The sequence below is a fragment of the Streptomyces sp. NPDC053542 genome (assembly GCF_044544685.1).
In the GTDB taxonomy this organism is placed as follows: domain Bacteria; phylum Actinomycetota; class Actinomycetes; order Streptomycetales; family Streptomycetaceae; genus Streptomyces.
The window spans coordinates 197,020-209,498 of the sequence record NZ_JBITXL010000007.1 but is presented as its reverse complement, the minus strand read 5'-3'; the positions used below and the strand labels follow the sequence as shown (position 1 = coordinate 209,498).

Here is a 12,479-nt window from a genome sequence, read left to right as displayed (position 1 = left end):
AGCACCGGTCGGCCACTCGCACCGACCGAGCACCGGTCGGCCACTCACATCAACCGAGCACCGGTCGGCCACTCACATCAACCGAGTACCGGTCGGCCACTCGCATCAACCGAGTACCGGCTACTCGCGATCCAACGCCGAAAGCGCCCGATGGGCCAGCGGGTGTGTGCGTACCAGCTCTGCCAGGGTGGTCGTGCCGCGGGTGATCTTCGCGAAGGCGTTCCACGCCGGGCGGAAGCCCGTGATCGCGGCGTGCAGCAGGCCCGGGCGGCGCGAGAAGACCGCGAGCATCCGGCGGCCGACGCCCATCTCGACGCCCAGCCCCGCCTTGATCGCAAAGGCGTAGTTGAGTGCTTGGCGGCGTGCGTCGACCGCGTCGTGCGCCTCGGCCACCCGTACCGCCCACTCCCCCGCGAGCCGGCCCGAGCGCAGGGCGAAGGAGATGCCCTCGCGCGTCCACGGCTCCAGCAGCCCGGCCGCGTCGCCGCAGACCATCACGCGCCCCCGCGAGAGCGGCGAGTCCTCGGCACGGCAGCGCGTCAGGTGCCCGGACGAGATCGACGGCTCGAAGCCCGCGAGCCCCAGCCGCGCGATGAAGTCCTCCAGATACCGCTTGGTGGCCGCGCCTTCGCCGCGCGCGGAGATCACGCCGACGGTCAGTGTGTCCCCCTTGGGGAAGACCCACCCGTAACTGCCCGGGATCGGCCCCCAGTCGATGAGCACCCGCCCCGCCCAGTCCTCGGCGACCGTCGGCGGCACCGGGATCTCCGCCTCCAGGCCGAGGTCCACCTGATCGAGCTTGACCCCGACGTGCGCGCCTATCCGGCTCGCGCTGCCGTCCGCGCCGACCACCGCACGCGCGAGCACCGTCTCGCCGCCGCTCAGTACGACGGCGACCGTCCGGCGGTCGGGAACGGCGCTGCCGTGCTGCTCGACGCGGCTGACCGTGACGCCCGTACGCAGTTCGGCGCCCGCCTTCTGCGCGGACTCGACGAGCTGGGCGTCGAACTCGGGGCGATTGATGAGGCCGAAGAGCATCTGCCGGGAGCGGCGGGTCCGCGTCAGCTTGCCGTTCAGGGAAAACGTCACGGCGTGCACGCGGTCCCGCAGCGGCAGGTCGAAGCCGGGCGGCAGCGCGTCGCGCGAGGGGCCGATGATGCCACCGCCGCAGGTCTTGTACCGGGGAAGTTCGGCCTTCTCCAGGAGGAGTACGCGGCGTCCCGTGCAGGCCGCGGCATAGGCCGCCGAGGCGCCCGCAGGCCCCGCGCCGACCACCACCACGTCCCACACCATCCGGCCGTCCTGGGCTGCGCTCTCGCTGCTCACCTGTGCTGCTACTCCCGATCGATCCCTGGTACGAATCCCTGGCATGGATCCCTGGCTGCCGTACCGCCCGCACCATTGCGCGTACCGCCCGTGCCGTGCGCGTACCGCCCGCATCCTACGGCTCGCTGATCGCGGCGGTGCCTGTGGGAAGATCGGAGGCACCATCCCCTACGTACGGACGCGCAACGTAGGCACGCACGGACCCGTTCCGTACGGACACTCACGGACGGGAGCCGCGCCACCCCGGTCACCGTCCCGACAGGACAACGTCGCGCCCAAAAGGAGCGTTCCCATGCCTGACAGCCCGCTCGCCACCACCGTCGCCGCGCTGCAGTCCCGCGCCAGGGCCGAACTGACCGAGCTGGTGGCCTTCAAGTCGGTCGCCGACCCCGCGCAGTTCCCGAAGAGCGAGTGCGAGGCGGCGGCCCGGTGGATAACGGGTGCGCTGCGGGCCGAGGGCTTCGAGGACGTCACCGTACTGGAGACGCCGGACGGCACCGAGTCCGTCTACGGCTTCCTGCCCGGCCCGGCCGGCTCCCCCACCGTCCTGCTGTACGCGCACTACGACGTGCAGCCGCCGCTGGACGAGAGCGCCTGGCTGAGCCCGCCCTTCGAGCTGACCGAGCGCGACGGCCGCTGGTACGGCCGCGGCACCGCCGACTGCAAGGGCGGCCTGATCATGCACCTGACGGCGCTGCGCGCGCTCAAGGAGCACGGCGGCGTACCGGTCAACGTGAAGGTGATCGTCGAGGGCTCGGAGGAGCAGGGCACCGGCGGCCTGGAGCGGTACGCCGAGGCGCACCCCGACCTGCTGACCGCCGACGCCATCGTCATCGGTGACACCGGGAACTTCCGCGCCGGCCTGCCCACGGTCACCGCCTCGCTGCGCGGTATGACGATGCTGCGCGTCCAGGTGGACACGCTGGCGGGCAATCTGCACTCGGGGCAGTTCGGCGGCGCCGCGCCCGACGCGCTCGCCGCGCTGATCCGCATCCTGGACTCGCTGCGCGCGGAGGACGGTTCCACGACGGTCGACGGGCTGGCGGCGGACGGTACGTGGGAGGGACTCCAGTACGACGAGGCGGAGTTCCGCAAGGACGCCAAGGTGCTGGACGGCGTGGAGCTGATCGGCTCCGGCAGCGTCGCCGACCGCATCTGGGCCCGCCCGGCCGTCACGGTCATCGGCATCGACTGCCCGCCGGTCGTCGGCGCCACCCCGTCGGTACAGGCGAGCGCGCGGGCGCAGGTGAGCCTGCGGGTGCCGCCGGGCCAGGACGCCGCCGAGGCCACCAAGCTGCTCACCGCGCACCTGGAGTCGGCCGCGCCCTGGGGCGCCCGCGTCACGGTCGAGCAGGTCGGCCAGGGCCAGCCGTTCAGCGCGGATCTCAGCAGCCCGGCGTACGAGTCGATGGCGGCGGCGCTGCGCGAGGCGTACGACGGTACGGAGATGCAGTCCGCCGGCATGGGCGGCTCCATCCCGCTGTGCAACACGCTCGGTGCGCTGTACCCGGAGGCGGAGATCCTGCTCATCGGGCTGAGCGAGCCGGAGGCGCAGATCCACGCGGTGAACGAGAGCGTGTCTCCGGAAGAGCTGGAGCGGCTGTCGCTGGCGGAGGCGCTGTTCCTGCAGCGGTACGCGGGGAGCAAGGCGGGGGCCTAGCGGCACAAGGGGCGGGCCCGACCCGCCCCGCCTCCCCCACGCCGGTCGTCACCCCACAGGAACGCCCGCCTCCAGATAGAGCGGGCGTCCCTGTGCGCGGGCGCGCAGGGCCCACCGCAGGCGGTTCCAGCGCACGGGCGGCAGCATCGATTCGGCCTCGTCCTCGGTGACGAACCGCCAGTCGCGCAGCTCCGAGCCCGGCAGCAGCAGGTCCCGTATCTGCTCGTCCGGCAGCCGCCCGCCGTCGAACAGCAGCCGCAGGCCGCCGAATCCGGGCGGCACCGGCGCCTCCCAGTCGAGCACCAGCAGGCGCGGCATCGTGGGGAGCCGGATGTCCAGTTCCTCGGCCACTTCCCGTACCCCGGCCCGGGCCGGCGGCTCGCCCGGTTCCACGACCCCGCCGGGAAATTCCCAGCCGGGTTTGTACGTCGGGTCCACCAGCAGTACCCGGTCCTCCTCATCGAAGAGCAGTACGCCGGCGGCCAGGGTCTCGGCGGTCGGTTCGGGCGTCTGGACGATGTCGGTGGCGCCGCCGCCGGTCCGTACGGCCTCGGCGATGCGCTCGGCCGTCTGCCGCGGCCCGAGGTCCGAGACGTCGATGACGTGCGCGTCGCCGCGGATCCAGGCCAGCGCCTGCTGGTAGGGCTCCAGGTGCGCCAGGCTCCGCTCGCGTACCGGCTCCTGGACGGCTGCGCCCGGGCCCCGTGCGGAACCGTCCCGCGGGGACTCCTCCCGTACCGGCTCGTCCCGCAGGGCGATCCGCTCCCGAAGGATCGTTTCCTCCGCATGCAGCAGGATGTGCCGCACCGGGATACGGCGTGCGGCCAGCGCGCCGAAGATCTCGTCCCGGTACTCCTGCCGCAGCAGCGTCATCGGCGTGATGAGCGGCCCCGGTACCTCCGTGAGCAGCGCGGCGGCCGCGTCGACGACGAGTCTGCGCCAGGACGGCAGGTCCTGGTAGTCGTCGACATCGTCCAGCCGTTTGGCCGGGAGCATCTCCTTCAGCCCGCGGCCGACCAGTTCGGGATCGTAGAGCGTGCTCCCGGGGAGCAGGTCCAAGAGTTCCTGTGCCGCGGTGGACTTGCCCGCACCGAACGCGCCGTTCAGCCAGACGATCACGGTTCCCCCTCATCCCTAGACCCCTGTGAGTTGCCCGCAACACCCTGCCACGGAAACGCGCCATATACGGGCGCTCCCGCGGGGTCGCCCCGCGTCGCTGTCAACCCCTGGGCCGTGTCCCGGCGCCGGAGATCACCGCCCGGCGCGGTCAGGCGCGGGGAGCCGGGGAGGCGGCGCGGGGAGCCGGGGAGGTGAGGCGTTCCAGGGTGGGGGCGGCGCCGGTGGGCTTGAAGATGCCCTTGTAGGCGCTGATGGCGGCCACGGAGGCGATGAGGATGCTGCTGATGACGTCCTTGCCCGCGAAGTCGCCGGCGAAATAGGCGCTGCCGAGGCCGACGAGGACCGAGACGGCCATCTGTACGGCGGAACGGGCGGCGCTGCTCCACTGGGGCCGGTTGACGACCGAGATCAGGAGGGGGGAGACGAATCCGATGATCAGGGCCCACATCTGTGCGTTCGTCATGGGGCGCCGCCTCTCGCGCGATTCAGAATGTGCTTGCTTGAGAGGAGCGTCGGGGCGGGCGGGGGTGGCGACAAGAGGGCTCGCGGGCTCGTTCCGGTAACGAAGACCGGAGCGCGGGGAGACCCCGCGCCAGGTCGTCAGGGATTCACACCGACGTGGCCGCCAAGGCACCCGCCCGGTACTGCTGGGCGGCCGCCGCCGCGCCCACCACGCCCGCGTCCGTGCCCATCTGGGCCGGTACGACCTTGATGCCGCGGACGAAGGAGAGGGTGGCGTAGTCGTGCAGGGCGCGGCGGAGCGGCGCGAAGAGGACCTCGCCGGCGCCGGCCACTCCCCCGCCGATCACCACGATCTCGATCTCGACCAGGGTGGCGGTGGCCGCTATACCGGCCGCCAGGGCCTGCGCCGCGCGGTCGAACGAGCGGATCGCCACGGGATCCCCGGCGCGGGCGGCCGCGGCCACCCCGACGGCGGTCGCGTCGCCGTCCGGGCCCGGCTGCCAGCCCTCCGCGAGGGCGCGGCGGGCGATGTTCGGACCGCTGGCGATGCGTTCGACGCAGCCGCGTCCGCCGCAGGGGCAGGGGTCGCCGTCGAGGTCGACGCTGATGTGGCCGATGTGGCCCGCGTTGCCGGTGGGGCCCGGGTGGGGGCGGCCGTTCAGGACGAGGCCGCCGCCGACGCCGGTGGAGACCACCATGCACAGCGCGTTGCGGTGGCCGCGTGCGGCGCCCTGCCAGTGTTCGGCGGCGGTCATGGCCACGCCGTCGCCGACCAGCACGACGGGGAGCCCGCCGGTCCGCTCGCGCACGCCCGCGACCAGCGGGAAGTCGCGCCAGCCGGGGATGTTGACCGGGCTCACGGTGCCGGTCTGCGCGTCGACCGGCCCGGCGCTGCCGATGCCGACGACGGACGTCCGGGACCACTCGGGCGCCGCGGTCAGCTCGTCGAGCACCCCGTGCACCGCGCCCATCACGGCGGCGCCGTCCTCCTGGGCGGGGGTGGGGCGGGTCGCCCGTACGAGCATCCGGCCCCGGTCGTCGACCAGCGCCCCGGCGATCTTCGTACCGCCGATGTCCAGGGCTGCGTTGAGGTCGGTCTGCATCGGCGTGGAATCTCCTGGTCGGCGGGCGGCCCGGGGCGGCCGCCCCGGCGTGCAGAACGCCAGTCTCGCCAGTTTTGACAACGTTGTCCAGACGTTATGCTCGACGCCACGCCCAGAGATGCCCGGCACCGCACCGGAACGGGCAGCCACTGCCTCCCGAGCAGGCAGCCACCGACCCAGGGAACAGGACCGCCGCACCGTGACCGACACCGCCCGCAGCACCACCCGCTACGGCACCCGGCCCACGATGAAGGACGTCGCGGCGCGCGCCGGCGTCGGCCTCAAGACGGTCTCCCGGGTGGTCAACGGCGAGCCGGGCGTGACGCCCGACACCGAGCGGCGCGTGCAGGAGGCGATCACCGCGCTCGGCTTCCGCCGCAACGACTCGGCGCGCGTGCTGCGCAAGGGCCGCACGGCCAGCATCGGGCTGGTACTGGAGGACCTCGCGGACCCCTTCTACGGGCCGCTGAACCGGGCCGTGGAGGAGGTGGCGCGCGACCACGGTGCGCTGCTGATCAACGGTTCCAGCGCCGAGGACCCGGCCCGCGAGCAGGAGCTGGTGCTCGCGCTGTGCGCCCGCCGGGTGGACGGCCTGGTGATCATTCCGGCCGGCACCGACCACCGTTATCTGGAACCGGAGATAGCGGCCGGCGTCGCCACGGTCTTCGTGGACCGGCCGGCCGGGGAGATCGAAGCGGACGTCGTCCTCTCCGACAGCTTCGGCGGCGCGCGGGACGCGGTGGCCCATCTCATCGCGCACGGCCACCGCCGCATCGGCTTCATCGGCGACCAGCCGCGCATCCACACGGCCGTGGAGCGGCTGCGCGGCTACCGGGCGGCGATGGAGGAGGCGGGACTGCCGGTCGACGAATCGTGGGTGGCGCTGGGGTCGACGGCGCCGGAGCGGGTGCGGTCGGCGGCCGGGGCGATGCTCGCCGGGCCGGCCCCGGTCACCGCGCTGTTCTCGGGCAACAACCGCGTCACCGTCACCGTCGTACGCGTCCTGGCGGAGCACACGCACCCGGTCGCCCTGGTCGGTTTTGACGACTTCGAACTGGCCGATCTGATCAGCCCCGGCATCACCGTCGTCGCGCAGGACGCGGCCCGCCTCGGCCGCACCGCCGCGGCCCTCCTCTTCCGCCGCCTGGACGGCGCCGACGAGCCGCCGCAGCAGCGCGTCATCCCCACCCGCCTGATCCCCCGCGGCTCGGGCGAACTGCCGCCCGCCTAGCGCCTTTCTTCAGTCATCACCCGCCCTCTTCACGCCGCCTGGAATACCCCCGGGGGTACCGCCTGTTATGGTGAGTACAGATACCCCCGGGGGTAAACGCACAGGGGTATACATTTCTCGATACGGAAGGAAGGGGCGCTGCCGTGTTTTTCGTCGACACCCTGGAATTCGAGGGGCTGGGCAACCGCAGCTATCTGGCGGGCGGGCGCTCGGCCGCGGTGGTGATCGACCCGCCACGCGACATCGACCAGGTCCTCGCGGCCGCCACCCGGCGCGGGGTCCGGATCGCCTACGTCGCGGAGACCCACGTGCACAACGACTACGTCACGGGCGGCCTGGACCTGGCACGCATATCCGGCGCCCGCTACCTGGTCCCGGCCGAAGCGGCGGTCTCCTTCGCGCGCACGCCGATCGCCGACGGCGACACCGTCACGGTCGACGAGGGCCTGGTCCTGCGGGCGGTGGCGACCCCCGGACACACCCCGCACCACACCTCCTACGTACTGGAGGACGCGGGCAGCGGCGTGGCCGCGTTCACCGGCGGCTCGCTGCTGATCGGCACGGTCGGACGCCCCGACCTCGTGGAGCCGCGGCTGACCGAGCGGCTGGCCCGTGCCCAGTACGCCTCGGCGCACCGCCTCGCCGACCAGCTGGACGACGCGGTGCCGGTGCTGCCGACGCACGGCTTCGGCAGCTTCTGTTCGTCGGCGCAGGCCGAGGGGGACACCACGACGATCGGCGCGGAGCGGCGGAACAACGCCGCGTTCACCCAGGACGTGGACACCTTCGTCGCGGAGCTGCTGGCCGGCCTGGAGGACGTACCGGCGTACTACGCGCACATGGGCCCGGCCAACGCGGCAGGCCCCGCGCCCGTGGACCTCACCCCGCCGGAGCCCGCCGACGCCGAGCAGCTCGCGCGGCGGCTGGCGGCCGGTGAGTGGGTGGTGGACCTGCGCAACCGGGTCGCGTACGCCGAAGGACACCTCGCCGGTTCGTTCAACTTCGAGGGCGAGGGCAAGCTCGCCACCTACCTGGCCTGGCTGATCCCCTGGGGCAAGCCGGTCACGCTGCTGGCCGAGACGCCGGAACAGATAGCCGACGCGCAGCGGGAGCTGGCGCGGGTGGGCATCGACCGGCCGGCGGCCGCGGCCACCGGCGCCCCGGAGAGCTGGCTGCGCGAGGGCGAGAAGCTGCGCTCCTTCCCGCGGGTCACCTTCGCCGACCTCGCACGCGCCGCGGCCGGTCAGGAACTGGTCGTACTGGACGTACGGCGCGACTCCGAGCGCGCCGGGGCGTACATCGAGGGCTCGCTGCACATCCCGATCCACGAGCTGCGCGACCGCATCGGAGAGGTACCGGCGGGCGTGGTGTGGGTGCACTGCGCGGGCGGGATGCGGGCGGCGATCGCCGCGTCCCTGCTGGACGCGGCCGGGCGGGAGGTCGTCGCCGTCGACGACCGGTTCGACGCGGCCGCGCCGGCCGGGCTCCGCCTCGTGCTCGCCGACGGCCGGGACCTCGGAGACGGCCTCGCCGGGCCGGAGGCCGATCCGGCTCGATGACGGGATTGCTTCTGGCCCTGGCCGCCGGCGCGGTGGTCGGCCTGGCGCTCGGCGCGCTCGGCGGCGGGGGCAGCGTGCTCGCCGTCCCCGCGCTGATCTACCTCCTCGGCTTCACCCCGGCGGCGGCGACCACCGCGAGTCTCCTGATCGTCACCGCCACCTCGCTCACCGCCCTGTACGCCCATGCCCGCGCGGGCAACGTACGGTGGCGGGCCGGCGCGCTGTTCGCGGCCGCCGGGCTGCTGCCGGCGGCGCTGGCCGGTGCCGCGGCGGCCCGCCTGCCGCAGTGGCTGCTGACGGTGGCCTTCGCCGCCGTCGCCGCGCTGGCGGCGCTGCGTATGCTGCGCGGCGCGCGGTCGGAAGCCGCCGCGCAGGGCACCCCGTCGGTACGGCCGGCCAGGGCGGCGGGCAGCGGCGCCGGACTGGGCGCGCTGACGGGGCTGCTGGGCGTCGGCGGGGGCTTCCTCGCCGTACCCGCGCTGGTCACCGTGCTGGCCTTCGAGATGCAGGCCGCGGTCGGCACCAGCCTGCTGGTCATCTCGGCCAACTCGCTGGCCTCCCTGGCCACCCGCGGAACGACCATGGGCGGGCTGGACTGGGCGGTCATCGCCCCGTTCACCGCCACGGCGGTCCTGGGCGCCTGGGACGGCAAGCGACTGGCCGCGAAGGCGTCGGGGCCACTGCTGCAGCGGGCGTTCGCGGGAGTACTGCTGGCGGTCGCGGCGTTCATGGTGATCGATGCGGTGACGTGACCGACGCGGTGACGTGACCGGGCGGCCGGCTCCCCGACAGCCCCCTGCCCCCCACAAAAGCCACACAAGAGACACACGAAAGGCAGCGAACTTCATGACCACCACCCCCACCGCCCTCACCCCCGACGAGGCCGGCGCGCGGCTCGACGAGCTGACCGTGATCGACGTACGGACGCCCGGGGAGTACGCCTCCGGGCACCTGCCCGGCGCGCACAACGTCCCCCTGGACCGCCTCGGCGAGGCCGTGCCCGCGCTGCGGAGCGCGGCGGCGCGGGCCGACCTGCTCATGGTCTGCGCCTCCGGCAACCGCTCGGCGCAGGCGTGCGCCGCCCTCGCCGAGGAGGGCATACCGGCCGCCAACCTGACCGGCGGCACCAGCGGCTGGGTGCAGCACGGGCTCGAGGTGCGCCGCCCGGCGGGCGCCGACGTCGCGCGCCCGGCCTGGGCGATGGAGCGTCAGGTGCGGCTGGCCGCCGGGTCGCTGGTGCTGACCGGGCTGCTCGCCGGGCGGCGGTGGCCCGCCGCCCGGCTGCTGTCGGCCGGTATCGCCGGCGGGCTGGTCTTCTCGGCGCTCACCGACACCTGCGGCATGGCCCGGGTACTGGCGAAGCTGCCGTACAACCGGGCCGGCGCCCCGGACCTGTCCGCCACGCTGGCCGCTCTGCGGGACTGATCCCTCGGATCAGCCCCAGGGGACTGTCCCCTCGGGTCAGCCCGCCTGCGTCGGCCGGCCCGCCAGGCCGTCCAGGTCCGCGCGGGTCAGGCCGGTGAGCCGGGCGACCTCGGCGATGTCGACGGCGCCGCAGTCCAGGCCGCGCAGCAGGTAGCCGCTGAGCGCCTTGGCCGTGGCGGGCTCGTCCATGACGGCGCCGCCGGCCTTGGCGACGTACGCGGCGAGGCGCGCCGCGGCCTTTTCGAGGCCCTCGCGGTAGAAGGCGTACACGGCCGCGTACCGGGTCGGCAGATGGGCCGGGTGCATGTCCCAGCCCTGGTAGTACGCGCGGGCCAGGGAGCGGCGTACGAGGCCGTGGTGCAGGCGCCAGGCGTCGTGGACCTGCTCGGTGGAGCCGACGGGCAGCACGTTGGTGGAACCGTCGGACAGCCGGACCCCCGTACCGGCCGCCGCGACCTGCATGACCGCCTTGGCGTGGTCGGCGACCGGGTGGTCCAGCGACTGGTACGCCGCGCTGACCCCGCAGGAGGCGCTGTAGTCGAAGGTGCCGTAGTGCAGCGAGGTGGCGCGGCCCTCGGCCGCCTCGATCATGCGGGCGACGGTGGCGCGGCCGTCGGCGCCCAGGATCGACTGGGTGGTCTCGATCTGGATCTCGAAGCCGATGCGGCCCGCGGCCAGGCCGTGCTCCTTCTCGAACGCCTCCAGCAGCCGGACCATGGCCGTGACCTGCTCGGCGTAGGTGACCTTGGGGAGGGTGAGGACGAGGCCCTCGGGGAGGCCGCCGGCCTTCATCAGGCCGGTGAGGAAGATGTCCAGGGTGCGGATGCCGCGGTCGCGGACGGCGGCCTCCATGCACTTCATGCGGATGCCCATGTACGGGGCGGCCGTGCCGTCCTGGTACGCGGCGGCGATCGTCGCCGCGGCGCGGGCCGCCGCCTCGTCCTCCTCGGCGTCCGGGCGCGCGCCGTAGCCGTCCTCGAAGTCGACGCGCAGGTCCTCGATGGGCTCGCGCTCCAGCTTGGCCCGTACGCGGTCGTACACGGGTCCGGCGAGCTCGTCGGAGATGCCGAGTACGGAGGCGAGGGCCGCGGCGTCCGGGGCGTGCTCGTCCAGCGCGGTGCGCGCCGCCTCGCCCCAGGAGCGGATGGTGTCGGCGGCGAAGATGTCACCGGGTACGTAGACCGTGTGGACGGGCTGGCGGGTGCCCGGATCCCCTGGATAGCGCCGCGCGAGGTCCGCGTCGACCGCGGCCAGAGAGGCTCCGATCTCCTCGCGTACCGTGCTCGCAAGGCTCGTGGCCACGGTCTCCTGCTGCGGCATTCGACACCCTCCCGATAGGGGGACGTTTCCATCCCAGATTCGCTTAAGAGTTAGGCAAGTTTCGCTTCATGGAAGCGAAACTCCGCATAGTGAAGCTATCCGCGCCGTCAGGCCAGGTCAACACCCATCTTGCCGCTGCGCACGGTTCACGCCCTTCTCCCAAACGCCGGGCCCCGTACGCGGCGTGCGCGTACGGGGCCCGGCGGGGTGTCGCAGGACGGGTCAGCCCTTGCGGGCCTTGACCTCGTCGGTCAGCGCGGGGACGACGTTGAAGAGGTCGCCGACGACGCCGTAGTCGACCAGGTCGAAGATCGGGGCCTCTTCGTCCTTGTTGATGGCGACGATGGTCTTCGAGGTCTGCATACCGGCACGGTGCTGGATCGCACCGGAGATACCGGCCGCGATGTACAGCTGCGGCGAGACGGACTTACCGGTCTGGCCGACCTGGTTGGTGTGCGGGTACCAGCCCGCGTCCACCGCGGCACGCGAGGCACCGACGGCCGCGCCGAGGGAGTCGGCGAGCGCCTCGATGACCGGGAAGTTCTCGGCACCGTTGACACCACGGCCACCGGAGACCACGATCGCGGCCTCGGTCAGGTCCGGACGGCCGGTCGACTCACGCGGAGTGCGGGAGACGACCTTGGTGCCCTTGGAGGAGTCGGCCACGGTCACCGCGAGCGCCTCGACCGTACCGGCGGCCGGAGCGGCCTCCGGAGCGGCGGAGTTGGGCTTGACGGTGATGACCGGGGTGCCCTTGGAGACCCGGGACTTGGTGGTGAAGGAGGCGGCGAACACCGACTGGGTCGCGACCGGGCCCTCGTCCGAGTTCTCCAGGTCGACGGCGTCGGTGATGATGCCGGAGCCGATGCGGATGGCCAGGCGGGCGCCGATCTCCTTGCCCTCGGCGGAGGACGGCAGCAGCACGGCGGCCGGGGACACGGCCTCGTAGGCGGCCTGGAGGGCGTCCACCTTCGGGGCGACGAGGTACTCGCCGAACTCCGGGGCGTCCGCGGTCAGGACCTTGACCGCACCGTGCTCGGCGAGCGCGGCGGCGGTGTCGGCGGCACCGTTGCCCAGGGAGACGGCGACCGGGTCGCCGATGCGGCGGGCGAGGGTGAGCAGTTCGAGGGTGGGCTTGCGGACGGCACCGTCCACGTGGTCGACGAAGACAAGGACTTCAGCCATGGGATTGCACTCCTGCGGGAAAGAATGAGGCGGTTGAGGGGCGACCGAGCCGGGGCGAACCCCGGCCGCAGGGGCCTTGGATGAACTTC

At 73.3% G+C, this 12,479-nt stretch carries 11 protein-coding genes; 5 read left to right on the top strand and 6 right to left on the bottom strand.

Translation table 11 applies throughout. The features are described from left to right. Nucleotides 1-120 precede the first annotated feature (120 nt). Nucleotides 121-1,326: a geranylgeranyl reductase family protein gene (locus ACIGXO_RS21455; RefSeq protein ID WP_399789024.1), complete on the bottom strand. Its 1,206-nt coding sequence runs from the start codon at nt 1,324-1,326 to the stop codon at nt 121-123. A 292-nt stretch (nt 1,327-1,618) separates the two neighbouring features. Here ACIGXO_RS21455 and ACIGXO_RS21450 point away from each other — a divergent pair, with 292 nt between their 5' ends. Then, on the top strand, nt 1,619-2,986 hold the full coding sequence (locus ACIGXO_RS21450) for a dipeptidase (protein WP_399789020.1): 1,368 nt from the start codon (nt 1,619-1,621) through the stop codon (nt 2,984-2,986). A gap of 48 nt (nt 2,987-3,034) precedes the next feature. Here the strand turns inward: ACIGXO_RS21450 and ACIGXO_RS21445 are convergent, their stop codons facing one another. The 3 genes from ACIGXO_RS21445 to ACIGXO_RS21435 form a co-directional block, all read right to left on the bottom strand. Continuing rightward, nucleotides 3,035-4,105 carry an NUDIX domain-containing protein gene (locus ACIGXO_RS21445; protein WP_399789017.1) on the bottom strand — a complete coding sequence of 357 codons (1,071 nt, stop codon included), beginning with the start codon at nt 4,103-4,105 and terminating at the stop codon, nt 3,035-3,037. A gap of 148 nt (nt 4,106-4,253) precedes the next feature. Further along, nucleotides 4,254-4,568 carry a hypothetical protein gene (locus tag ACIGXO_RS21440; RefSeq protein ID WP_399789014.1) on the bottom strand — a complete coding sequence of 105 codons (315 nt, stop codon included), beginning with the start codon at nt 4,566-4,568 and terminating at the stop codon, nt 4,254-4,256. A 145-nt stretch (nt 4,569-4,713) separates the two neighbouring features. Then, nucleotides 4,714-5,670 (bottom strand): ROK family protein, encoded by a 957-nt coding sequence (locus tag ACIGXO_RS21435; protein WP_399789011.1) that lies wholly within the window; start codon nt 5,668-5,670, stop codon nt 4,714-4,716. Nucleotides 5,671-5,869: 199 nt separating this feature from the next. Between ACIGXO_RS21435 and ACIGXO_RS21430 the strand changes: the two genes are divergently transcribed. The 4 genes from ACIGXO_RS21430 (at nt 5,870) to ACIGXO_RS21415 (ending at nt 9,885) form a co-directional block, all read left to right on the top strand. Then, nucleotides 5,870-6,901, top strand: a complete 1,032-nt coding sequence (locus tag ACIGXO_RS21430; protein WP_399789008.1) for a LacI family DNA-binding transcriptional regulator — start codon at nt 5,870-5,872, stop codon at nt 6,899-6,901. A gap of 143 nt (nt 6,902-7,044) precedes the next feature. Further along, complete coding sequence (locus ACIGXO_RS21425) at nt 7,045-8,460, top strand: rhodanese-like domain-containing protein (protein WP_399789005.1); 1,416 nt, start codon at nt 7,045-7,047, stop codon at nt 8,458-8,460. Further along, entirely contained in the window at nt 8,457-9,212 is a 756-nt protein-coding gene (locus tag ACIGXO_RS21420; protein WP_399789003.1) for a sulfite exporter TauE/SafE family protein, read from the top strand. Before ACIGXO_RS21425 ends, ACIGXO_RS21420 begins: the two co-directional genes overlap by 4 nt. Before the next feature lie 94 nt (nt 9,213-9,306). Further along, complete coding sequence (locus ACIGXO_RS21415) at nt 9,307-9,885, top strand: rhodanese-like domain-containing protein (protein ID WP_399789000.1); 579 nt, start codon at nt 9,307-9,309, stop codon at nt 9,883-9,885. Nucleotides 9,886-9,921: 36 nt separating this feature from the next. Here ACIGXO_RS21415 and ACIGXO_RS21410 read toward each other — a convergent pair whose 3' ends face one another. Both ACIGXO_RS21410 and ACIGXO_RS21405 read right to left on the bottom strand, forming a co-directional pair. Next, nucleotides 9,922-11,205, bottom strand: a complete 1,284-nt coding sequence (locus ACIGXO_RS21410; RefSeq protein WP_399788997.1) for a DUF6986 family protein — start codon at nt 11,203-11,205, stop codon at nt 9,922-9,924. A 222-nt stretch (nt 11,206-11,427) separates the two neighbouring features. Beyond that, entirely contained in the window at nt 11,428-12,390 is a 963-nt protein-coding gene (locus tag ACIGXO_RS21405) for an electron transfer flavoprotein subunit alpha/FixB family protein (protein ID WP_399788995.1), read from the bottom strand. Nucleotides 12,391-12,479 lie beyond the last annotated feature (89 nt).